Origin of the sequence: Pseudomonas sp. HOU2 (assembly GCF_040729435.1) — a bacterium.
In the GTDB taxonomy this organism is placed as follows: Bacteria; Pseudomonadota; Gammaproteobacteria; order Pseudomonadales; family Pseudomonadaceae; genus Aquipseudomonas.
This window is the reverse complement of the sequence record NZ_CP160398.1, coordinates 5,810,744-5,832,536: the sequence shown is the minus strand read 5'-3', so window position 1 is coordinate 5,832,536 and position 21,793 is coordinate 5,810,744. Positions and strand designations below refer to the sequence as shown.

At 61.5% G+C, this 21,793-nt stretch carries 20 protein-coding genes; 15 read left to right on the top strand and 5 right to left on the bottom strand.

The features are described 5' to 3' along the window. Window positions 1-34 precede the first annotated feature (34 nt). The 5 genes from ribBA (at window position 35) to ABV589_RS26295 (ending at window position 5,427) form a co-directional block, all read left to right on the top strand. Window positions 35-1,150 (top strand): bifunctional 3,4-dihydroxy-2-butanone-4-phosphate synthase/GTP cyclohydrolase II, encoded by a 1,116-nt coding sequence (gene ribBA, locus ABV589_RS26315; protein WP_367084256.1) that lies wholly within the window; start codon window positions 35-37, stop codon window positions 1,148-1,150. 322 nt (window positions 1,151-1,472) lie between these two features. Further along, on the top strand, window positions 1,473-2,498 hold the full coding sequence (locus tag ABV589_RS26310) for an ABC transporter substrate-binding protein (RefSeq protein ID WP_139054812.1): 1,026 nt from the start codon (window positions 1,473-1,475) through the stop codon (window positions 2,496-2,498). Then, complete coding sequence (locus ABV589_RS26305) at window positions 2,495-3,439, top strand: ABC transporter permease (RefSeq protein WP_007965717.1); 945 nt, start codon at window positions 2,495-2,497, stop codon at window positions 3,437-3,439. Before ABV589_RS26310 ends, ABV589_RS26305 begins: the two co-directional genes overlap by 4 nt. A gap of 6 nt (window positions 3,440-3,445) precedes the next feature. Then, complete coding sequence (locus ABV589_RS26300; RefSeq protein ID WP_025111627.1) at window positions 3,446-4,255, top strand: ABC transporter permease; 810 nt, start codon at window positions 3,446-3,448, stop codon at window positions 4,253-4,255. A gap of 17 nt (window positions 4,256-4,272) precedes the next feature. After that, on the top strand, window positions 4,273-5,427 hold the full coding sequence (locus ABV589_RS26295; protein WP_367084255.1) for an ABC transporter ATP-binding protein: 1,155 nt from the start codon (window positions 4,273-4,275) through the stop codon (window positions 5,425-5,427). Window positions 5,428-5,628: 201 nt separating this feature from the next. On the opposite strand, the gene map is transcribed toward ABV589_RS26295, so the two are convergent. Next, window positions 5,629-6,420: a type I methionyl aminopeptidase gene (map, locus tag ABV589_RS26290; protein WP_367084254.1), complete on the bottom strand. Its 792-nt coding sequence runs from the start codon at window positions 6,418-6,420 to the stop codon at window positions 5,629-5,631. Further along, a complete protein-coding gene (locus ABV589_RS26285; RefSeq protein WP_003225727.1) occupies window positions 6,417-6,644 on the bottom strand; it encodes a ParD-like family protein in 228 nt (75 codons plus the stop codon). The genes map and ABV589_RS26285 overlap by 4 nt, the downstream gene beginning before the upstream one ends. Before the next feature lie 420 nt (window positions 6,645-7,064). Between ABV589_RS26285 and ABV589_RS26280 the strand changes: the two genes are divergently transcribed. After that, a complete protein-coding gene (locus ABV589_RS26280; protein WP_367084253.1) occupies window positions 7,065-8,000 on the top strand; it encodes a Ppx/GppA family phosphatase in 936 nt (311 codons plus the stop codon). A gap of 125 nt (window positions 8,001-8,125) precedes the next feature. Here ABV589_RS26280 and metE read toward each other — a convergent pair whose 3' ends face one another. After that, entirely contained in the window at window positions 8,126-10,414 is a 2,289-nt protein-coding gene (gene metE / locus ABV589_RS26275; protein WP_367084252.1) for a 5-methyltetrahydropteroyltriglutamate--homocysteine S-methyltransferase, read from the bottom strand. Window positions 10,415-10,804: 390 nt separating this feature from the next. Between metE and ABV589_RS26270 the strand changes: the two genes are divergently transcribed. The 5 genes from ABV589_RS26270 to yecR all read left to right on the top strand — a co-directional run bounded on the left by ABV589_RS26270 (window position 10,805) and on the right by yecR (window position 15,252). Beyond that, window positions 10,805-12,181 carry a cystathionine beta-synthase gene (locus ABV589_RS26270; protein WP_367084251.1) on the top strand — a complete coding sequence of 459 codons (1,377 nt, stop codon included), beginning with the start codon at window positions 10,805-10,807 and terminating at the stop codon, window positions 12,179-12,181. Further along, entirely contained in the window at window positions 12,178-13,350 is a 1,173-nt protein-coding gene (locus tag ABV589_RS26265; protein ID WP_239777519.1) for a cystathionine gamma-synthase, read from the top strand. Before ABV589_RS26270 ends, ABV589_RS26265 begins: the two co-directional genes overlap by 4 nt. A 531-nt stretch (window positions 13,351-13,881) precedes the next feature. Continuing rightward, entirely contained in the window at window positions 13,882-14,412 is a 531-nt protein-coding gene (locus tag ABV589_RS26260) for a phage infection protein (RefSeq protein WP_367084250.1), read from the top strand. A gap of 184 nt (window positions 14,413-14,596) precedes the next feature. Then, window positions 14,597-14,911, top strand: coding sequence for a hypothetical protein (locus ABV589_RS26255; RefSeq protein WP_108590560.1), 315 nt, complete (start codon window positions 14,597-14,599; stop codon window positions 14,909-14,911). Between the two features lie 32 nt (window positions 14,912-14,943). Continuing rightward, window positions 14,944-15,252: a YecR family lipoprotein gene (gene yecR, locus ABV589_RS26250; RefSeq protein WP_007965732.1), complete on the top strand. Its 309-nt coding sequence runs from the start codon at window positions 14,944-14,946 to the stop codon at window positions 15,250-15,252. A 1-nt stretch (window position 15,253) separates the two neighbouring features. On the opposite strand, the gene ABV589_RS26245 is transcribed toward yecR, so the two are convergent. Beyond that, window positions 15,254-16,879 (bottom strand): hybrid sensor histidine kinase/response regulator, encoded by a 1,626-nt coding sequence (locus ABV589_RS26245; protein ID WP_367084249.1) that lies wholly within the window; start codon window positions 16,877-16,879, stop codon window positions 15,254-15,256. 113 nt (window positions 16,880-16,992) lie between these two features. Between ABV589_RS26245 and ABV589_RS26240 the strand changes: the two genes are divergently transcribed. Next, complete coding sequence (locus ABV589_RS26240; protein WP_367084248.1) at window positions 16,993-17,607, top strand: response regulator transcription factor; 615 nt, start codon at window positions 16,993-16,995, stop codon at window positions 17,605-17,607. A gap of 54 nt (window positions 17,608-17,661) precedes the next feature. Continuing rightward, entirely contained in the window at window positions 17,662-17,856 is a 195-nt protein-coding gene (locus tag ABV589_RS26235; protein ID WP_007965735.1) for a PLDc N-terminal domain-containing protein, read from the top strand. A gap of 97 nt (window positions 17,857-17,953) precedes the next feature. Here the strand turns inward: ABV589_RS26235 and ABV589_RS26230 are convergent, their stop codons facing one another. Then, window positions 17,954-18,952 carry a bile acid:sodium symporter family protein gene (locus ABV589_RS26230; protein ID WP_367084247.1) on the bottom strand — a complete coding sequence of 333 codons (999 nt, stop codon included), beginning with the start codon at window positions 18,950-18,952 and terminating at the stop codon, window positions 17,954-17,956. Window positions 18,953-19,037: 85 nt separating this feature from the next. Between ABV589_RS26230 and ABV589_RS26225 the strand changes: the two genes are divergently transcribed. Together ABV589_RS26225 and ABV589_RS26220 are read left to right on the top strand one after the other, a co-directional pair. Next, complete coding sequence (locus tag ABV589_RS26225) at window positions 19,038-19,826, top strand: helix-turn-helix transcriptional regulator (RefSeq protein WP_367084246.1); 789 nt, start codon at window positions 19,038-19,040, stop codon at window positions 19,824-19,826. Between the two features lie 139 nt (window positions 19,827-19,965). Then, window positions 19,966-21,678 (top strand): amidase, encoded by a 1,713-nt coding sequence (locus ABV589_RS26220; protein ID WP_367084245.1) that lies wholly within the window; start codon window positions 19,966-19,968, stop codon window positions 21,676-21,678. The last annotated feature ends 115 nt before the right edge of the window (window positions 21,679-21,793 follow it).

Genomic DNA, 21,793 nt, shown 5'->3' with positions numbered 1-21,793 from the left:
CAATATTATTTGCAACCCACCCTAAGAGTCCAGCATGGCCTTCAACAGCATCGAAGAAATCCTCGAAGATTATCGCCTCGGCAAGATGGTCCTGCTGGTCGATGACGAAGATCGGGAAAACGAAGGCGACCTGCTGCTGGCCGCCGACTGCTGCACGCCCCAGGCGATCAGCTTCATGGCCCGTGAGGCGCGCGGTCTGATTTGCCTGACGCTGACCGACGAACATTGCCAACGGTTGGGTCTTGAGCAGATGGTGCCGAGCAATGGCAGCGTGTTCAGCACCGCGTTCACCGTATCGATTGAAGCGGCGGTCGGCGTGACGACTGGCATTTCTGCGGCTGACCGCGCGCGCACAGTCGCGGCCGCCGTAGCGAAAGACGCCCGCGCCGAAGATCTGGTGCAACCCGGGCACATCTTCCCGCTGCGCGCCAAGGAAGGCGGCGTGCTGACCCGCGCCGGCCACACCGAGGCCGGTTGCGACCTCGCGCGCCTCGCCGGTTTCACCCCGGCCTCGGTGATCGTCGAGGTGATGAACGATGACGGCACCATGGCCCGCCGCCCGGATCTGGAAGTGTTCGCGCGCAAGCACGGGATCAGGATCGGCACCATCGCCGACCTGATCCACTATCGCCTGAGCACCGAACACACCATCGAGCGCATCGGCGAGCGTGAGTTGCCGACGGTGCATGGCACTTTTCGTCTGATCACCTTTGAAGACCGCATTGAGGGTGGCGTGCACATGGCGATGGTCATGGGCGATCTGCGCCGCGAAGAGCCGACGCTGGTGCGCGTGCATGTGATTGATCCACTGCGGGATCTGGTCGGCGCCGAGTACAGCGGGCCGAGCAACTGGACGCTGTGGGCGGCGCTGCAGCGGGTTGCGGCAGAAGGTCATGGAGTTGTGGTGGTGTTGGCCAATCATGAATCGTCGCAGGCATTGCTGGAGCGCGTGCCGCAACTGACCCAGCCACCGCGGCAGTTCAGCCGCTCGCAATCGCGGATCTATTCGGAGGTGGGTACCGGGGCGCAGATTCTGCAAAACCTGGGGGTGGGCAAGCTGCGGCATCTTGGGCCGCCGCTGAAGTATGCGGGGTTGACCGGGTATGACCTGGAAGTGGTCGAGAGCATTCCGTTCACCGAGCATTCTTGAGAAAACGAAGATCACCTGTGGCGAGGGAGCTTGCTCCCGCTGGACTGCGCAGCAGGCCCCTTTTCTGGATAAAGCGAGGGTCGCTTCGCAACCCAGCGGGAGCAAGCTCCCTCGCCACAATTTTTCACCTATCGAAATCCTTCAGCGGTCAAAAAAGCACATCCGCCAGATAACCGGTAAGGCAAAGTGCTTGCACAAAGCTTGGAATACCATAATATGATATTCCATAGACCGGACGACCTGAAAAACCGTCCAGCTACTGCTCCCGACAGGCGGGCAACAACGCAAGCCCGCTCAAAAACACAACAATGAGGGCGTGAAAATGGTGTTGAACAAAGCTGCAACCGCGATCTTTTTTGCGGGACTGCTGAGCGTGACCGGCCAGGCCGCGATGGCCGCCGAGAGTGTGAACTTTGTCAGCTGGGGCGGTAGCACCCAGGATGCGCAGAAACAGGCCTGGGCCGATCCGTTCAGCAAGGCCAGCGGCATCACCGTGGTGCAGGACGGCCCGACCGACTACGGCAAACTCAAGGCCATGGTCGAGAGCGGCAACGTGCAGTGGGACGTGGTCGATGTCGAAGCCGACTTTGCCCTGCGCGCCGCTTCCGAAGGCCTGCTCGAACCCCTCGATTTCAAAGTCATCCAGCGCGACAAGATCGACCCGCGTTTTGTCAGCGATTACGGCGTCGGCTCGTTCTTCTTCTCTTTCGTCCTCGGCTACAACGAAGGCAAGCTCGGCGCGGCCAAGCCGCAGGACTGGACCGCCCTGTTCGACACCAAGACCTACCCCGGCAAACGCGCTCTGTACAAATGGCCGAGCCCCGGCGTGCTCGAACTGGCGCTGCTGGCCGACGGCGTGCCGGCTGACAAGCTCTACCCGCTGGATCTGGACCGCGCCTTCAAGAAACTCGACACCATCAAGAAAGACATCGTCTGGTGGGGCGGCGGCGCGCAGTCGCAGCAATTGCTGGCCTCCGGTGAAGCCAGCATGGGCCAGTTCTGGAACGGCCGGATTCACGCCCTGCAGGAAGACGGCGCGCCGGTGGGTGTGAGCTGGAAACAGAACCTGGTCATGGCCGACATTCTGGTGATTCCAAAGGGTTCGAAAAACAAGGACGCGGCGATGAAGTTTCTGGCCAATGCCAGCAGTGCCAAAGGCCAGGCCGACTTCTCCAACCTGACCGCCTACGCCCCGGTCAACGTCGACAGCGTGGCGCGCCTGGATTCGGTGCTGGCCCCGAACCTGCCGACTGCCTACGCTAAGGATCAGATCACTCTTGATTTCGCGTACTGGGCCAAGAACGGTCAAGCCATCGCGACACGGTGGAACGAATGGCTGGTCAAATGAAAATGGCGGCCACTGCGTCCCGTCCCTCCACTGCCACCGGGAGCGCCGCGAGCGCTGCCGGCCCGGCCACAGGCAAGGCCAGTGCAATGGCGCAAGCCCCGTCCCTCAGACAACGCTGGCGCGGCGCCGGCAACCTCGCGCCGGCACTGCTGTTCCTCGGCCTGTTCTTTCTCGCGCCGTTGATTGGCCTGCTGTTGCGCGGCGTGCTCGAACCGACTCCGGGCCTTGGCAACTATGAACAACTGTTCGCCAACTCGGCCTACGCACGGGTGCTGCTCAACACCTTTTCGGTGGCCGGGCTGGTGACGATCTTCAGCCTGTTGCTGGGCTTTCCATTGGCCTGGGCGATCACTCTGGTACCCCGCGGCTGGGGACGCTGGATCCTCAACATCGTGCTGCTGTCGATGTGGACCAGCCTGCTCGCCCGCACCTATTCGTGGCTGGTATTGCTGCAAGCCTCGGGGGTGATCAACAAGGCGCTGATGGCGCTGGGGATCATCGATCAGCCGCTGGAAATGGTGCACAACCTGACCGGCGTGGTGATCGGCATGAGCTACATCATGATCCCGTTCATCGTCTTGCCGTTGCAGGCGACCATGCAGGCCATCGACCCGATGATCCTGCAGGCCGGCTCGATCTGCGGCGCCAGCCCCTGGACCAATTTCTTCCGGGTGTTCCTGCCGCTGTGCCGGCCAGGTCTGGCGTCCGGCGGGTTGATGGTGTTCGTGATGTCGCTCGGTTATTACGTCACCCCGGCGCTGCTGGGCGGGGCGCAGAACATGATGCTGCCGGAGTTCATCATTCAGCAGGTGCAATCGTTCCTCAACTGGGGCCTGGCCAGCGCCGGCGCCGCGTTGCTGATCGCGATCACGCTGGTGCTGTTCTATTTCTACCTGAAGCTTCAGCCGGAATCCCCGGTTGGCGCCAGCAACGCGAGGTAAGCCGAGATGCTCCTGACTCCCAATGCCATGAGCCGCCGGATGCGTTTCGGCCTCTACGCCACCACCGGGTTGATCGGCCTGTTCCTGCTGTTGCCGATCGTGTTCATCGTCCTGCTGTCGTTCGGCTCGTCGCAGTGGCTGGTGTTCCCGCCGCCGGGCTGGACGCTGAAATGGTACGGCCAGTTCTTCTCCAACGCCGACTGGATGAACGCTGCGGCAGCCAGCCTCAAGGTTGCCGTGCTGACCACGATCTGCGCCGTGGCCCTCGGTCTGCCAACCGCGTTTGCTCTGGTGCGCGGGCGTTTTCCCGGCCGGGAAATGCTCTACGGCCTGTTCACCCTGCCGATGATCGTGCCGCTGGTGATCATCGCGGTGGCGGTGTACGCGTTGTTTCTCAAGCTCGGTTACACCGGAACCATGTTTGCCTTTGTGGTCAGCCATGTGATCGTCGCGCTGCCGTTCACCATCATCTCGATCATCAACTCGCTGAAGCTGTTCGATCAGTCGATTGAAGACGCGGCGGTGATCTGCGGCGCCTCACGCCTGCAAGCAGTGTTCAAGGTGACGTTCCCGGCGATCCGTCCGGGCATGGTCGCCGGCGCCCTCTTCGCCTTTCTGGTTTCGTGGGATGAAGTGGTGCTCAGCGTGATGATGGCCAGCCCGACCCTGCAAACCCTTCCCGTGAAAATGTGGACCACTTTGCGCCAGGACCTGACCCCGGTGATCGCCGTCGCTTCGACGCTGCTGATCGGCCTGTCGGTATTGGTCATGGTGATCGCCGCCGCTCTGCGCCGGCGCAACGAAATCAGCGCCTGAGCGCCCAGGAGTACGACATGAGTGCCGTGATCAAAGACGCATCCCAGCAGAGCGACAAACCCCTGGTCAGCCTGCGCAATCTGAACAAGCACTACGGCGATTTCGCCGCCGTGGACAACATCTCGCTGGACATCAAGGACGGCGAGTTCCTGACCTTCCTCGGCTCCAGCGGCTCGGGCAAAAGCACCACGCTGTCGATGCTCGCCGGGTTCGAAACCCCGAGCAGCGGCGAGATCCTGGTCAACGGGCAGTCGCTGGTCAACGTGCCGCCGCACAAGCGCGACATCGGCATGGTGTTCCAGCGCTACTCGCTGTTCCCGCATCTGTCGGTGCGCGACAACATCGCCTTCCCGCTGGCGATCCGCAAACTCGCCGCCGCCGAGCGTGACAAGCGTGTCGATGCGATGCTGAAACTGGTGCAACTCGAACAATTCGCCCATCGCCGCCCTTCGCAACTGTCTGGCGGCCAACAACAGCGGGTCGCCATCGCCCGGGCGCTGGTCTATGAGCCACGCATTCTGCTGATGGACGAACCGCTCGGTGCGCTGGATAAAAAACTGCGTGAAGACTTGCAGGATGAACTGCGCCAGCTGCATCGGCGCCTGGGTATCACCATCGTCTACGTGACCCACGATCAGGAAGAAGCGATGCGTTTGTCGCAGCGCATTGCGATTTTCAGTCACGGCAAGATTGTGGGTTTAGGCAGCGGTTATGACCTGTATCAGAACCCGCCGAATGCGTTTGTCGCGTCGTTCCTCGGCAACTCGAACTTTCTCAAGCTCAAGGCCCAAGGCAATGCAGCGGCTTCGTTTGAAGGACAGTCATTGTCGATTCGACTGACCGCTGGTTTGCATACCGAGCAGGATGTGCTGCTGATGGTGCGCCCGGAAAAAGCAGTGGCGCTGAGCGTGCAGCAAGCGAGTGACGAGCCGTTGGCGGCGGGCTGGAATGAGGTGTCGGCGCAGGTTGTGGAAGTGTTGTTTCTTGGCGAAAGCCAGACCTGCAGCGTGGTGACTTCGGGCGGTACTTCGATGACGGTGAAAGCGCTGTCCGCCGCCGGCATGCCGCTCAAGGCTGGCGACCCGGTGCGAGTGCGCTGGGCCACGGCGGATGCCTGCGTCTACACCGAATGGGCTGAAAGCGACCTTAACAAAGCGGCCGGTTCTCACTGATAGCGTGTCGTCTGTGGGATTCCCCCCCTCACCCCAGCCCTCTCCCCCAAGGGGGCGAGGGGGAAAGGGAGCCGATCACCATGATGGTCAAGACCTGAGTTCGACCCGATATTTCAGGTCGGCGTAACTCGTCCAGACAATCCAGTCAGTCCCCTCTCCCTCCGGGAGAGGGCTAGGGTGAGGGAAGCTGTCAGCACGGTCTCAGGGAATAGCGCGGTAGCCTTCAATCTGATCCGGCCACGCCGTGAGAATTTCGAAGCCTGTCTCGGTCACCGCGACCATATGCTCCCACTGCGCCGACAGCGAGCCGTCCTTGGTCAGCACCGTCCAGCCATCCGGCATGTTCTTCACATGGCGCTTGCCGGCATTGAGCATCGGCTCGACGGTGAAGATCATCCCCGCCTTGAGCTTCATGCCCTGATTGGGGAAACCGTAATGCAGGATCTGCGGCTCGTCGTGGTAAACCTTGCCGATGCCATGCCCGCAGTATTCACGCACCACACTGAAACCTTCCTTCTCCGCCAGACTCTGGATCGCATGGCCGATGTCGCCCAATGTGGCGCCGGGGCGCACCATGCGAATGCCGGCGCACATGGCGTCGTAAGTGGTCTTGATAAGGTGCTGCGCTTCAGGCGTCGCCTCGCCGACCACGTACATGCGGCTGGTGTCGCCGAACCAGCCGTCCTTGAGCACCGCGATGTCGAGGTTGACGATGTCGCCGTCTTTCAGCGGTGTGCCCGACGGGATGCCATGGCACACCACGTCGTTGACCGAAGCGCAGACGGTTTTCGGGAAGCCGTGATAGCCGACGTTGGCCGGAATCGCTTTTTGCACATTGACGATGTAGTCGTTGCACAGACGATCCAGCTCATCGGTGGTCACCCCGGCCTTCACATGCGGCACCAGCATCGCCAGCACTTCAGCGGCGAGTTTGCCGGCCGCGCGCGACTGGGCAATTTCGGCGGGGGTGTTGATCTTGGTCTGGTTTCTCATGCGCTGACGGCTTCCTGAGTCAGTTGATGCAGATCCAGCCCGCCGTTCTGTTCGGCGCGGATCAGCAAGCGGCAAATGGCGCTGTGGTCGAGGTTGGGGTGCAGCTCGGCGAGCATGCCGATGCGCATCCAGTGCTCGGCCTGCGCGTTGATCGAGCGGCTGAGCGCATTGCTGGAGATGCGCAGGTTTTCGTGCATGTCTTCTGAAATCTTTACGATGCCCATATCCGAATCCGATACGAAGTGTATATGGATCGTATATTAGCCAAGCCTCATGGAAAATTGCAAATACACTCTGCAAACCTACTGACATAACCGTGTAGGAGCTGCCGGAGGCTGCGATCTTTTGATCTTCACAAACAAAGTCAAAAGATCGCAGCCTGCGGCAGCTCCTACAGGGGTTTTGTGTTGGTTTTTGGGTGATACGTGTGGAATTTCAGGCAAAAAAAAGCTGCCCGAAGAGGCAGCGAAAACTTTAAGAACACGCGATGTATTGGGGGCAGGATAGTCGCCGGATAATGACAGTGTCATGACAACCAACAATTCACTGAACCGCCCCTGCCCCGTCATCAGGATGTCATCAAGCGCATCGCAGAATCCTCGCAAACCGTCTTGAGCCTTCGACGGATGTTTGCAGGGATTCCCATGAAAGAAGACGCCTCGCTGTTTGCCGCCATCGACCTGGGCTCGAATGCGTTTCGCCTGATGATCGGCCAGTCGGTGCGCAGTCGAAAAGGCTTGATGATTCAGGAGGTCAAAACCCTGCGTGAACCGGTGCGACTGGCCGAAGGTTTTGACGGTGGTGCTCTGGACGAAATGGCGCTGGACCGGGGCTGGCAGGCCTTGGCGCGGTTCGGCAAGAAGCTGCGCGGGTTCGAGGCCGGCAAGGTGCGGGCGGTGGCGACCAGCGCCGTGCGCGAGGCGGACAATGCGCAGCTGTTTCTGCACAGCGCCGAACGTCATCTGGGGTTTCGCATCGATGTCATTTCCGGCCATGAAGAGGCGCAACTGGTGTACGCCGGTGTCGCCCATTCCCTGCCGGGCGCTGAGGACATGCGGTTGGTGGTCGATATCGGTGGCGGTTCTACCGAGCTGATTCTCGGCCAGGGCACACAACCGCTGCTCACCGAAAGCATCGCCATCGGCAGCGGCACGCTGGGTGCCCGCTATTTCCCCGACGGACGCATTGCACCTGGTGCGCTGCAAGAAGCCGAGCGCGTGGCGATCCTGCAATTCGAAAAAGTCGCCCGTCGCTATCGTGCGCAGGGCTGGCAGCAGACCATCGGCTCGTCGGGCACGGCGCGGATGCTGGCGAAAGTGCTCAAGGCCAATCGCTTGAACGACTTCGGCCAGGATGGCATCACCTATGGCGGGTTGTTGCGTCTGTCGCTGTTGCTGCTGAAGGTGAAAAACGTTCAGCAGTTGAAGCTGGCAGGCTTGCAGCCGCATCGCCAGAGCATCCTCCCGGGTGGGCTGGTGCTGATGCTGGCGGCGTTCAAGGTATTCGGCATTTCGCAGATGGCGCCGTCGGAACCGGGGCTGCGCCTGGGTGTACTTCACGGCTTGATGAGCCGTCACTGACTGATCACTAAACCCATTGTGGGAGCGAGCTTGCTCGCGAAGGCAGCGTGTCAGCCGATAAGTATTTGGCTGATACACCGCCTTCGCGAGCAAGCTCGCTCCCACAGGGTTTTGTGGTTGCCTTCTCAGGCCAGTTCTTTGCGCAGCTGACGGGCGGCCGTGACCATGTGCACCAACGCCGCTTCAGTCTCCGGCCAGCCACGGGTTTTCAGACCGCAATCCGGATTGACCCACAACCGCTCGGCCGGAATCCGCTGCGCTGCCTTGCGCAGCAAGTTAGCCATTTCCGAGGCATCCGGCACCCGTGGCGAGTGGATGTCGTACACGCCCGGGCCGATCTCGTTCGGGTAGGCGAAGGCTTCGAAGGCGTCGAGCAATTCCATGTCCGAGCGCGAGGTTTCGATGGTGATCACGTCGGCGTCCATCGCGGCGATGGACTCGATCACATCATTGAATTCGCTGTAGCACATGTGCGTGTGGATCTGAGTTTCGTCGCGTACACCGGAGGCACACAGGCGGAACGCTTCGGTGGCCCAGTCCAGATAGTGCTGCCATTGCGCGCGGCGCAGCGGCAGACCTTCGCGGAATGCGGCTTCGTCGATCTGCACGATCCTGATCCCGGCGGCTTCCAGGTCCACCACTTCGTCACGGAGCGCCAGCGCCAGTTGCCGCGCCTGCACCTCACGGGACACGTCTTCGCGAGGGAACGACCACATCAGCATGGTCACCGGCCCCGTCAGCATGCCTTTCATGACCTTGTCGGTCAGGCCCTGGGCGTAGCGGATCCAGTCCACGGTCATGGCTTGCGGGCGGCTCAAGTCACCGAAGATCACCGCCGGTTTCACGCAGCGCGAACCGTAGCTCTGCACCCAACCGAAACGGGTGAACACGTAACCGTCCAGTTGCTCGGCGAAGTACTCGACCATGTCGTTGCGCTCGGCTTCTCCGTGCACCAGTACGTCGAGGCCCAGTTGCTCCTGGATTTGCACGGCGTGACGGATTTCGCTGTACATGGCTTCGGTGTATTCCGCTTCGCTGAGCTTGCCCTGCTTGAACGACTGACGCGCCAGACGAATCGACGCAGTCTGCGGAAACGATCCGATGGTGGTGGTCGGGAACAGTGGCAGATCGAGGCCGGCGCGCTGCTTGGCGATGCGTTGGGTAAACGGCGATTGGCGCTGGCTGTCCTGCGCGGTAATGGCCGCGACACGGGCCTGCACTGCCGGTTTGTGAATACGTGGCGAGGCGGCGCGGCTGGTCTGTACCGAGCGGCTTTGGGCCAAGGCGCGCAGCACTTTCGGCGCTTCCGGCTCGTTGACCGCCTGCGCCAGCACCGCGACTTCCTCGCACTTCTGCACGGCAAACGCCAGCCAGCTTTTCAGCTCGGCATCGAGCTGGTCTTCGCGGTTCAGATCCACCGGGCTGTGCAGCAGCGAGCAGGACGGCGCAACCCACAACCGATCCCCCAGACGTTCATGCGCATGCTGCAAAGTCGCCAGCGCATGTTCCAGATCGCAGCGCCAGACGTTACGACCGTTGACCACACCCAGCGACAGCACTTTGTAAGCCGGCAGGCGATCGAGGATGGTCGGGTACTGGTCCGGCGCACGCACCAGATCGATGTGCAGGCCATCGACCGGCAGATTGGCAGCCAGCCCGAGGTTTTCTTCCAGACCGCCAAAATAGGTGGCGACCAGTTTTTTCAGTGGATCACGCTGGATCTGGTTGTAGGCTCGCTCAAAAGCGTTCTTCCATTCCTGCGGCAAGTCGAGCACCAGAATCGGCTCGTCGATCTGCACCCATTCCACACCGAGTGCGGCCAGCCGGGCGAAGATCTGCCCGTACAGCGGCAGCAGGCGATCAAGCAGTTCCAGTTTGTCGAACTCTGCGCCTTTGGCCTTGCCCAGCCACAGATAAGTCAGTGGGCCGATGATCACCGGTTTGACGTTATGGCCGAGGGCACGGGCCTCTTCGACTTCTTCGAACAACTGTTCCCAACCGAGCTGGAACTGTTGATCGACGCTGAATTCCGGGACCAGATAGTGGTAGTTGGTGTCAAACCACTTGGTCATTTCCTGAGCGTGCGCACCGACGCAGCAATTGTCGCTGACGCCACGGGCCATGCTGAACAGGGTCTGCAGGCTGGCCTTGCCGTCATGCGGACGGAAGCGCTCGGGAATCACCCCGAACATCAGCGAGTGAGTCAGCACCTGGTCGTACCAGGCGAAATCGCCCACCGGCAGCAGCTCGATGCCGGCGTTTTTCTGCAGGTCCCAATGGGCCTTGCGCAACTGGCGGCCAACATCACGCAGGCCAGCCTCGTTCAGTTCTCCTTTCCAGAACGCCTCTTGCGCTTTCTTCAGTTCGCGGTCGCGGCCGATGCGCGGAAATCCGAGGGAATGGGCCAGTGCCATGACAAACAACTCCAATGTCTTGTTGATGGCGCCATTGTCGAGATCGAACGCTAGTGAAACAAACTCATTTTAATCTTGATGATCACAAGTTTCTCTCATGATCAGCTATCAACTGCATGACGCAGAAAACACGATTGGCCCTGCAGGATATTCCTGCGCGAATCAAGCTATCGAGCACAGTCACGACGCCCTTTGAATACTCGATGGCGCCTTGATGTAAACCCTCTGAAACCGGGCCCTTGCAGGCTGCGATTCTGTTCTATGGTTAGATCGAAATGGCTGGAGCAGCGACTGACTAAAGGTTGCGACAGATCATGTCTGCGCCTATGTTGCACGCGAGCTTTTCCCCGCGAATGGAACGCGATCAACACCACTACAAGAGGTGAAGAAATGTCAAAGGATTCACGCCCTGCCGTACTTGGGCTGATCGGCAATACGCCGCTGGTACAAGTTACCCGCTTCGATACCGGCCTCTGCACACTGTTTCTCAAACTGGAATCACAAAACCCCGGCGGCTCGATCAAGGACCGCATCGGTCTGGCAATGATCGATGCCGCTGAACGCGACGGGCGCCTGCAACCGGGTGGCACTATCGTCGAGGCCACCGCCGGCAACACCGGTCTGGGTCTGGCGCTGGTCGGCCGGGCCAAAGGCTACCGCGTAGTGCTGGTAGTCCCGGACAAGATGTCCACCGAGAAAGTCCTGCACTTGAAAGCCATGGGTGCCGAGGTGCACATCACCCGCTCGGATGTCGGCAAGGGCCACCCCGAGTATTACCAGGACGTGGCCGCACGCCTGGCGAAAGACATTCCCGGCGCGTTTTTCGCCGACCAGTTCAACAACCCCGCCAACCCGCTGGCCCACGAATGCAGCACCGCGCCGGAGATCTGGGCGCAGACCGAGCATGATCTGGACGCGATCGTGGTTGGCGTCGGTTCCGCCGGCACACTGACCGGGCTGAGCCGCTTCTTCAAACGGGTACAACCGGATCTGCAAATGGTCCTCGCCGACCCGGTCGGTTCGGTGATGGCTCAGTACAGCCGCGACGGCACCATGCCGACGCCCGGTTCATGGGCGGTAGAAGGCATCGGTGAGGATTTCATTCCGTCGATCACCGACCTCACCAGCGTGCGCCACGCCTACTCGATCAGCGACGAAGAAAGCTTCGATCATGCCCGTCAGTTGCTCAAGGCCGAAGGCATTCTCGGGGGTTCGTCCACCGGCACCCTGCTCGCCGCCGCGCTGCGTTATTGCCGCGAACAGACCGAGCCGAAACGCGTGGTCAGCTTTGTCTGCGACACCGGCACGCGCTATCTGTCGAAGGTCTACAACGACCAGTGGATGACCGATCAGGGCCTGCTGCAGCGCAAACGCTATGGCGACCTGCGCGATCTGATCGCTCGTCGTTTCGAAGACGGCCGCGTGATCAGCGTCGGTCCCGACGACACCCTGCTGACCGCGTTCCAGCGCATGCGTCTGGCAGATGTTTCGCAGCTGCCGGTGCTGGTGGAAGGCAAACAACTGGTCGGGGTGATCGACGAATCCGACATCCTGCTGCCGGTGCACGAAGACGCCGCGCGCTTCAGTCAATCGGTCTCCAGCGTGATGACCGACAAACTGCAAACCCTCGCGCCCGGTGCCAACCTTGCCGAGCTGGAAGCGGTGCTCAGTCGCGGCCTCGTCGCGATCATTGCCGATGCTTCGGGCTTCCACGGCCTGATTACCCGCACCGACATGCTCAACCAATTACGGAGATCCCTCGCATGAGTCAGCACGACGATAAATCCCAAGGCTTCGCGACCCGGGTGATCCATGCCGGGCAAGAACCTGACCCGACCACCGGCGCGCTGATGCCGCCGATCTACGCCAACTCCACTTACCTGCAAGACAGCCCCGGCGTGCACAAGGGCTTCGACTACGGGCGCTCGCACAACCCGACGCGTTTTGCCCTGGAGCGTTGCGTGGCGGATCTGGAAGGTGGCACCCGCGCCTTCGCTTTCGCTTCCGGGCTGGCGACGATTTCCACCGTGCTCGAACTGATCGATGCCGGTTCGCACGTGATCTCCGGCAATGACCTGTACGGCGGCACGTTCCGCCTGTTCGACAAGGTGCGTCAACGCAGTGCCGGGCATCGTTTCAGCTACGTCGATCTGACTGACCTGGCGGCGTTCGAAGCGGCGCTGCAGGACGACACACGGCTGGTGATTGTCGAGTCGCCGACCAACCCGCTGCTGAGCCTGTCGGATCTGGCTGCGATTGCGCGCATCTGCCGCGCACGCGGGATCATCAGCGTCGCCGACAACACCTTCGCCAGCCCGTATATCCAGCGTCCGCTGGAGCTGGGTTTCGACATCGTGCTGCACTCGACCACCAAGTACCTGAACGGTCACTCCGACGTGATCGGTGGTATCGCGGTGGTCGGTCAGAATGCCGAACTGGCGGACAAACTCGGCTTCCTGCAAAACGCGGTCGGCGCGATTTCCGGGCCATTCGACGCGTTCCTGACCCTGCGCGGGGTCAAGACCCTGGCGCTGCGCATGGAGCGTCACTGCAGCAACGCGCTGGAACTGGCCAAGTGGCTGGAGCAGCAACCGCAGGTCAAACGCGTCTACTACCCGGGCCTGCCGTCGCACCCGCAGCACGAGTTGGCCAAGCGGCAGATGCATGGTTTTGGCGGGATGATCTCGGTGGATCTGAACAGTGATCTGGAAGGCGCTCGGCGCTTTCTGGAAAACGTGAAGATCTTTGCCCTGGCCGAGAGTCTGGGCGGCGTTGAAAGCCTGATCGAGCATCCGGCGATCATGACCCACGCGACCATTCCAGCTGAAACCCGCGCCAAACTGGGCATCGGCGACGGCCTGGTGCGTCTGTCGGTGGGGGTCGAAGACCTCGAAGACCTGCGCGCCGATCTGGCCTACGCGCTGACCAAAATCTGATCCTGCAATAACGACAAAGCCCGCAGCAATGCGGGCTTTGATGTTCGAGTAGGCGGCCAGTGCTGGTCTCTGGCTTACAAGGTTTATCGGGCCTCTCACAGTACAAAAGCAACCATGGAAAAAGAGCGGTGCTTTGCTGCCTCACACGGCATAAGGGCTGGATCTCAGCGCGGAGATCTTTCTAACCGTGTACCCTTCGGAACGCGCCCCACGTCCCCTTGCTATCCGCTTGCGCATCAGTCTGCGTCTTCGCCTACACCTTTGAGGCTAGCAAAATCCATCGAATGATGGTCAGGTGTTTTTAGACTGATTTCCTTCAAGCGCCCCTGCGCAAGGAAGTTAACCGACTATCACTTCCTCCCCCGGCCAGCCATGGTCCGTGTTTGACGATCTATACTTTTCAGTTCGCTATCGCAGTTTCATGCAATACGTCGACACCCGTGCGCGTTACCGTGCGCCCGTGCCAATCGCCAATCTGGTCAACCCCGGGCCAACGGAATGCTGTGTGGCTGATGGGTCGTGGAGAAAATCATGAAACACACGCTTTTATCAGGCGCCATTCTTGCGGTCGCGGCGACCGTGATGTTGCCAACGGTCTGGGCTGCGCAGCCGCAGGCTGTGGCCTCTGATGGTTCGGATCATGTCGGGGCTGGTGCAGTCGCCTCGGACGGTTCCGATCACGTCGGCGCTGGCGCAGTGGCTTCCGATGGTTCCGATCATGTCGGCGCTGGCGCAGTCGCCTCGGACGGTTCTGATCACGTTGGCGCTGGTGCAGTGGCGTCCGATGGTTCCGATCATGTCGGCGCTGGCGCGGTAGCCTCCGATGGCTCTGATCATGTCGGCGCTGGCGCGGTAGCCTCCGATGGCTCCGATCATGTCGGCGCTGGCGCAGTGGCTTCCGATGGTTCCGATCATGTCGGCGCCAATACCCTGGCCTCAGACGGCACCGACAAGGTCGGCGCCAATCGCTATGCCTACACTCGCGTCGGCGTCGGTTCTGATCGCGTCGCTTCGGCGCTGATGACCGGCAGCTATTCCGACCAGTTCAACTCTCCTCAGTAATCGGCGCGGGGCGACCCGTTGGGTCGCCTCTCCTACCGCGGCACTAGCACATTTGTGCTAATCGACCGCCCCGCCACCCGGCGCTATATTCCCTCGCAACCCCCGATGCTCCCCACCATTGCCGCTGTGCAGTGCGCGGGATCGTTGTGCCTGGAAATCAGAACAACACCAAGGAAGAAACACCATGAAACTGCATTCCAACCTTCTCAAAGTGGCGATCGTCAGCGCCCTGCTGCTTGGCGCCAGCGGTTGCCAAACGGCCAAACCCACCGAAGCCAGCATGAAAGAACGCGCGCAAACGGTCATCGGTAAACCGGTGTCGAAAATCGACAACATCCGCAGCGACAGCACCCTCACCTACTACACCGCGTACACCCCGGCCGGCGAGTACAACTGCGAGTTGCCCAGCGGCGCGATTATCGCGGTGGCGAGCATGGGCATCATGACCCCGCCGCTGTCCTGCCTGCCCAAGGGCGCCTCACCGATCCCGGTTCAGTAATTCATTTCCTCGGTAAAGGACTACGTTTAATCATGAAAATCCTGATTGCTTCTCTCACCCTCACTGCCCTCGCCCTGACCGGCTGCGCCACGCCCAAACAGTGGGAAGCCACCGGCGGCAGCAAGAACGACGGCGTGGTTCAGGTCTCCTATGAACTGGGCCAGTTCGAAAGCGGCCAGACCAACGCCGCGCAAGGCCTCACTGTCGCCATGGAGCGCTGCAAGACCTGGGGCTACAAGAACGCCGAGGTCACCGGTTCGGAGAAAAACATCTGCCGCACCATGGGCCAGTTCAACTGCCTGCAAACCACTATCACTCAGGACTATCTCTGCAAGCGTTGAGTCAAACCTGCTCGGCCGGCTCGGTTTGCCGGTCGCGCAGGCTGCGCAAGGTCGCGCGCAGCTCGGCCGGGCGTACCGGTTTGGACAGGATGGCAATTTGGCGGTCGTGCAAGGCCGCCTGTATTTTTTCCATGTCATGCCCGGTGATGATCATCGCCGGTACCGCAAAACCCCGCTGGCGCCGCACCTCGTCAATGCACTCGATACCCGTGGAATGTGGACCCAGATCGTAGTCGGCGACGATGATGTCGCAATCGGTGCGCAGATTTTCTCCGCTCAACTCGCCCTGCACCACGCAGCCCCAGCGCTCGAGCAGCGCCGAGGTTGCCAGCAAGACGTTGCGATCATCCTCCACCAGACACACCTTCAGCCCGGTCAACAGGCCGGCCTGCCGCACGTCGTCACGCATGGCCGGCAACTGCGGCGCCACGGCCACCGGCAAGCCATACAGGGAGACCGCCGTGCCGCGCCCAAGCTGCGAGCGCAACGCCACATCGACGCCGATCAACTGCCCCAGACGCTTGACGATCGACAGCCCGAGGCCGACCCCTTCCACGTCCTTGTCGCGCACCTGACGCACCCGATAAAACTCCTCGAAGACCTTCGGCAGGTGCTCCTCGGCAATGCCGTTGCCGCGGTCATAAACCACGATGGCCAGCCCGCTGCCGCGTCTGCGCACGCCAATCAGTACCGGGCGTTGCGCGCCGTACTTGAAGCAGTTGGAAAGCACGTTCTGCACCATGGTCGCGAGCAACGCCGGATCGCTCTGCACCCAGTGCTGGCACGGGTGCAGGCGCAACTCCACGCCCGCCCAGCGCGCCGCCTCGGCGTTCTGGCGGATCAGGTCGGCCAGCCACTCGCCGAGATTGAACACTTGCAGCCTGGGCAAAATGCGCCCGTTGTCGAGGGTGTAGAGATCAAGAATCGATCGGAACAACTGCGAAACGTTGAGCAGCGAACGGTCGATGTTGTCGACCAGTTGCCGCTCCTGCTCGCCCAGCCGCGACTCGCGCAGGCACGCGGTAAACAGGCCGATGGAGTGAATCGGCTGGCGCAGATCATGGCTGGCCTGAGCGAGAAACCGCGACTTTTCCAGATTGGCCGCGACCGCCTCTTCGGAAGCCTTGCGCGTGCGCTCCAGCAGCAAGTGCGCGTAGAACGGAATCACCGTGCTGGTGAGCATCAACATCAGCACCATGTACGGCTGCGCCTGCCACACCGGCGTCAATCGATAGACCGCCAGCAACGCCAGCAGCGCCAACCCGGTGGCAATCGCCAAGTAGCGCGAGCCGTAGCGCATACCGTTGCCCAGGTTGACCCAGATGATCACCGCGTACAGCGGCAACGCCGCTTCACCGCCGAGCACCAGGCCGAAACAGGTGCCGGTGTAATCGTGGATCATCGCGAAAATCCGCCGCGCCGGGTAATGCCCTGGCCAGCGCGCAATAGCCTGGCGCAAGACAATCGACGCCAACAGAAACAGCGCGATGTAGACCACCACCGGCAGATAGACATCGAAGCGCTGACCCGGCAAGACACCGAGCACGCAGATGTAAACCATGGCGATGCTGGCGATGATAATCCGCAGATTGGCCTGATCCAGCTCGGTGTTTTTCTCGAACTTCATGGGCAACGTCCTTGTGCGACAGTCGTCAGATTCAGCAGCGGTCGGCAGGCAATCTGCGTTTGCGGTGCTAAGGTGCATGCCGTAAACCACGCTGATCCAGGGAGGGTCACGTCATGACTTGCCGCATCATCATAGCCGACGATCACCCGTTGTTTCGCGAAGCCATGCGGCGCACCGTGCAGCGCCTGTTGCCCGAGGCGACTATCGAGGAGGCCGGCGATCTCGACGCTGTGCTAGCCTTGCTGCCCGCCGGCAGCGAGCCGGACACACTGATTCTCGACCTGCGCTTCCCCGGCCTGACCTGCATCAGCCAACTCGCCGAGCTGCGCCGGAAACTGCCGCGCACCACGCTGATTATGGTGTCGATGGTCGACGACGAGGGGTTGATCGGCGAAGTGATGGCAGCCGGCATCGACGGTTTCATCGGCAAGAACATTGCCCCGGATGAGATCGGCGAGGCGATTCTGGCGATCCGCGAAGGCGAAGTGCTGGTCAGGTTCGCCCCTTCTGGACTGCTGCCGCTGGAGACCGGCACCGCCCTCACCCCGCGTCAGCAGGACGTGCTGCGGCTGATTGCCCAAGGCAAGACCAACAAGGAGATCGCCCGGGAACTGGATATCTCGCCGTTCACCGTGCGCATCCACGTGTCGTCGCTGTTGCGTACGCTCAACGTGCCGTCGCGGGCAGCCGCTGCGGTGAAATATTCGGGAGGCAGTGGCGCAATTTAAATGAACCCTGCGCGCTTGGGCTCACCTAACTGAAAGACCATCAGGAGGTAGCCCATGCAAATTGAACCCGTCTGGATCGTACTCGCCGTCGTTCTTGTGATCATCGAATTGTGGGCGATCAACCGCGTGCGCAAGAGCGCAGGCAAAGGCAGCAACAAAGGCGTGTGGATTATCGCCATCGTGTTCGTACCGTTGTTTGGCCTGATTGCCTGGGCACTGGCCGGGCCGAAACACGTTACACAGGATTGAGAAAAAACCCGTGTAGGAGCTGCCGCAGGCTGCGATCTTTTGACTTTCAAGATCAAAAGATCGCAGCCTGCGGCAGCTCCTACACGGGAAGCAGTGTTTATGGATCAACCTGCGCCATCAACTCCGGCACCGTTTCCGGCCGTTTGGCATAGCGCTGCGCCAACACCGCGCAGACCATCAATTGAATCTGATGGAACAGCATCAGCGGCAGAATCAATACACCAATCGTGCTGCCGGCAAACAACACCTGCGCCATCGGCACGCCGGTGGCCAGGCTCTTCTTCGAGCCGCAGAACAGAATGGTGATGCGGTCTTCCTGGCTGAAACCGAACGCCTTGCCGAGCAGGGTCGAGGCCAACAGCACCAGCGCCAGCAGGATGCAGCACACCACCACCAGCCCCAGCAGATCGACTACCGGAATCTGATGCCAGATACCTTCGTTGACCGCCTCGCTGAATGCGCCGTACACCACCAGCAGAATCGAACCCTGATCGACAAACTTCAGCCAGTTCTTGTTGCGGCCGACCCACGCGCCGATCCAGCGCCGAGCGATCTGCCCGGCAATGAACGGCAGCAGCAGTTGCACGCTGATCTTCAGGATCGCATCGAGGGTCGAACCGCCGTCACCGTGCACGTTCAGCAGCAGCGTCACCAGCAACGGTGTGAGGAAGATCCCGAACAGGCTCGACGCCGCCGCACTGCAGATCGCCGCCGGGATATTGCCGCGGGCCAGCGAGGTGAAGGCAATTGCCGACTGCACGGTGGCCGGCAGCGCGCAGAGATACAGCATGCCCATGTACAGCTTGTCGCCGATCAGCGGTGACAGCAGCGGTTTCAGCGCCAGGCCGAGCAGCGGGAACAGCACGAAGGTCAGGCCGAACACCAACAGGTGCAGGCGCCAGTGGCCGGCACCGGCGATGATCGATTCACGCGACAGTTTCGCACCGTGGAGGAAAAACAGCAGTGCGATGGCGATGTTGGTCAGCCAGCCGAACCCGACCGCGACCTGACCGCTGGCTGGCAGGAAACTGGCCAGCAGCACGACGCCGATCAGGGTCAGGGTGAAGTTGTCGGGCAGGAATCTTGGGCGAGTCATGGGTCTGTTCATCCGGGGGTTGCCAGTACGTGACTGCGACTCTAACGTGAGCAGAAATTACCGACTAACGCCGAAGAGCCAACAGATGCCGCCTAAAGGACACGAGAAAAGCTTCCGGCGCAGCATTCCCGGGCTGCCCAGCCTGCCGCGTGCGCTGTACGGGCGCACCGAATCGCTGCCCAATCGCGCACTGACCCGGCGTCACAGTCACCCGTGGGTGCAATTGTCGTACGCGATTCAGGGTGTGCTCGAAGTGCAGACCGGCGCCGGGCGTTTCGTCGCGCCACCGGAGCGCGCGGTGTGGATTCCGGCGGGCGTGCCGCACCGCGTGTTCAGCTCGCCGCACACCGAAATGCGCAGCCTGTACATCGATTGCAGCGTGGCCGGCTGGGCGCTTGAGCGTTGTCATGTGCTGGGCGTCAGCGACCTGTTGCGCGAGCTGATCCGCGCGTTCAGTCAGGTTCCAGTGGAATACGACGAGAACGGTGCCCATGGCCGCCTGGCCCAGGTGATCCTCGATCAACTGGCCGAGGCACCGCAGATCGACCTGATGCTGCCGCTGCCGCAGGACAGCCGTCTGCGGCAGATCTATCAAAGCCTGGAGCAACATCCCGAACAGCAGACCACCCTGAACCATTGGAGCGAAAAATTCGGCGTCACCGAAAAAACCCTCAGCCGGCTGTTTTTACGCGACACCGGCCTGACCTTCCGCGCCTGGCGTCAGCGCTTGCGTCTGCTGGGCGCGCTGACCCCGCTGGAACGTGGCGAACGCGTCACCGACGTGGCTCTGGCTTGCGGTTATGACTCCACCTCAGCGTTCATCGCGGCCTTCCGGCAACAGTTTGGCGAGACACCAGGGGAATTTTTTCGTTGAGTTTTGTCGATATTTATCGAATTAGCACATGCCATTCGGCAAAGTTCAGGGTAGAGTTTCGTCCATACGCAATTCTCTACACGTTTCGACCATAACCATAATGACCCACCCCTTTAGCGAACCTGTCGGCGGTAACAGCATGATCGAAGTCACTGAAGTCTCCATTGCTCAATTACGCGCGGCGCTCGACGCCGGCCAGACCACCGCGGTTGAACTGGTGCAGGCCTATCTGGCCCGGATCGACGCCTACGATGGCCCGAACACCGCCACCGCACTGAATGCCGTGGTGGTGCGCAACCCCGAGGCTTTGGCTGAAGCCCAGGCGTCCGATGCGCGCCGCGCCAAGGGCGAAACCCTCGGCCCGCTCGACGGTATCCCTTACACCGCCAAGGACAGCTATCTGGTCAAGGGGCTGACCGCCGCCTCGGGCAGCCCGGCCTTCGCCGATCTGGTGGCGCATCGCGACGCCTTCACCATCGAACGCCTGCGCGCCGCCGGGGCGATCTGCCTGGGCAAGACCAACATGCCGCCGATGGCCAATGGCGGCATGCAGCGTGGCGTCTATGGCCGGGCCGAAAGCCCTTACAACGCGGCCTACCTGACCGCGCCGTTTGCTTCCGGCTCGTCCAACGGTGCCGGCACCGCTACCGCTGCGAGTTTCTCGGCGTTCGGTCTGGCGGAAGAAACCTGGTCGAGCGGTCGCGGCCCGGCATCGAACAACGGTTTGTGCGCCTACACGCCATCGCGCGGGGTAATTTCGGTGCGCGGCAACTGGCCGCTGACGCCGACCATGGACGTGGTGGTGCCGTACGCCCGGACCATGGCCGACCTGCTCGAAGTGCTCGATGTGGTGGTCGCCGAAGACCCCGACACCCGTGGCGATCTGTGGCGCCTGCAGCCGTGGGTGCCGATCCCGAGCGTTGCTTCGGTACGCCCGGCGTCCTACGCCGAACTGGCGGTGAAACCCAATGCACTGGCCGGCAAACGCCTCGGTGTGCCGAAGATGTACATCAATGCCGACCCTGAAGCCGGCACCAGCGAAGCGCCGGGCATCGGCGGCCCGACCGGGCAGCGCATCAACACTCGCCCTTCGGTGATCGATTTGTGGAAACAGGCCCGCGCAGCCCTGGAAGCGGCCGGCGCCGAAGTCATCGAAGTGGATTTCCCGCTGGTTTCCAACTGCGAAGGCGACCGCCCCGGCGCACCGACCGTGTTCAATCGCGGCATCGTCTCCAAGGAGTTCCTGCACCACGAACTGTGGGACCTGTCGGCCTGGGCCTTCGACGATTTCCTGCGCGCCAACGGTGATCCGAAGCTCAATCGCCTGGCCGATGTCGACGGGCCGAAAATCTTCCCGCACGACCCGGGCACCCTGCCCAACCGTGAAGGCGATCTGGCCGCCGGCATGGACGAATACGTGCGCATGGCCCAACGCGGCATCACCCCGTGGGACCAGATCCCGACCCTGCCGGACGGCCTGCGCGGCCTGGAAAAGACCCGCAAGCTCGACCTCGAAGACTGGATGGATACGCTGAAACTCGACGCGGTGCTGTTCCCGACCAACGCCGACGTTGGTCCGGCAGATGCCGATATCAATCCGGAATCAGCGGACATCGCCTGGAGCAATGGCATCTGGGTCGCCAACGGCAACCTGGCGATCCGCCATCTCGGCGTGCCGACTGTCACCGTACCAATGGGGATCATGGCCGACATCGGCATGCCGGTTGGTCTGACCTTCGCCGGTCGTGCTTACGATGACTCGAATCTGCTGCGTCTGGCCTCGGCGTTTGAGGCGACCGGTTCGAAACGTCAGGTGCCGCCGCGCACTCCGGCGCTGACTGCCGGCAAGTAACAGAGAGGGTTGGATTGAGGCTCGATAGGGTCTCAATCCGCTTTCGGCGCATTAACCCCACTCGTTTCTGCATCACTACACACCTGCCAACACACTCCCCCATACCTGACAACTG

Excerpts from the sequence above, each read along its gene's own strand:
- ribBA (WP_367084256.1), top strand. The coding sequence starts at position 35 with ATGGCCTTCAACAGCATCGAAGAAATCCTCGAAGATTATCGCCTCGGC.
- ABV589_RS26310 (WP_139054812.1), top strand. The coding sequence starts at position 1,473 with ATGGTGTTGAACAAAGCTGCAACCGCGATCTTTTTTGCGGGACTGCTG.
- ABV589_RS26305 (WP_007965717.1), top strand. The coding sequence starts at position 2,495 with ATGAAAATGGCGGCCACTGCGTCCCGTCCCTCCACTGCCACCGGGAGC.
- ABV589_RS26300 (WP_025111627.1), top strand. The coding sequence starts at position 3,446 with ATGCTCCTGACTCCCAATGCCATGAGCCGCCGGATGCGTTTCGGCCTC.
- ABV589_RS26295 (WP_367084255.1), top strand. The coding sequence starts at position 4,273 with ATGAGTGCCGTGATCAAAGACGCATCCCAGCAGAGCGACAAACCCCTG.
- map (WP_367084254.1), bottom strand. The coding sequence starts at position 6,420 with ATGAGAAACCAGACCAAGATCAACACCCCCGCCGAAATTGCCCAGTCG.
- ABV589_RS26285 (WP_003225727.1), bottom strand. The coding sequence starts at position 6,644 with ATGGGCATCGTAAAGATTTCAGAAGACATGCACGAAAACCTGCGCATC.
- ABV589_RS26280 (WP_367084253.1), top strand. The coding sequence starts at position 7,065 with ATGAAAGAAGACGCCTCGCTGTTTGCCGCCATCGACCTGGGCTCGAAT.
- metE (WP_367084252.1), bottom strand. The coding sequence starts at position 10,414 with ATGGCACTGGCCCATTCCCTCGGATTTCCGCGCATCGGCCGCGACCGC.
- ABV589_RS26270 (WP_367084251.1), top strand. The coding sequence starts at position 10,805 with ATGTCAAAGGATTCACGCCCTGCCGTACTTGGGCTGATCGGCAATACG.
- ABV589_RS26265 (WP_239777519.1), top strand. The coding sequence starts at position 12,178 with ATGAGTCAGCACGACGATAAATCCCAAGGCTTCGCGACCCGGGTGATC.
- ABV589_RS26260 (WP_367084250.1), top strand. The coding sequence starts at position 13,882 with ATGAAACACACGCTTTTATCAGGCGCCATTCTTGCGGTCGCGGCGACC.
- ABV589_RS26255 (WP_108590560.1), top strand. The coding sequence starts at position 14,597 with ATGAAACTGCATTCCAACCTTCTCAAAGTGGCGATCGTCAGCGCCCTG.
- yecR (WP_007965732.1), top strand. The coding sequence starts at position 14,944 with ATGAAAATCCTGATTGCTTCTCTCACCCTCACTGCCCTCGCCCTGACC.
- ABV589_RS26245 (WP_367084249.1), bottom strand. The coding sequence starts at position 16,879 with ATGAAGTTCGAGAAAAACACCGAGCTGGATCAGGCCAATCTGCGGATT.
- ABV589_RS26240 (WP_367084248.1), top strand. The coding sequence starts at position 16,993 with ATGACTTGCCGCATCATCATAGCCGACGATCACCCGTTGTTTCGCGAA.
- ABV589_RS26235 (WP_007965735.1), top strand. The coding sequence starts at position 17,662 with ATGCAAATTGAACCCGTCTGGATCGTACTCGCCGTCGTTCTTGTGATC.
- ABV589_RS26230 (WP_367084247.1), bottom strand. The coding sequence starts at position 18,952 with ATGACTCGCCCAAGATTCCTGCCCGACAACTTCACCCTGACCCTGATC.
- ABV589_RS26225 (WP_367084246.1), top strand. The coding sequence starts at position 19,038 with ATGCCGCCTAAAGGACACGAGAAAAGCTTCCGGCGCAGCATTCCCGGG.
- ABV589_RS26220 (WP_367084245.1), top strand. The coding sequence starts at position 19,966 with ATGATCGAAGTCACTGAAGTCTCCATTGCTCAATTACGCGCGGCGCTC.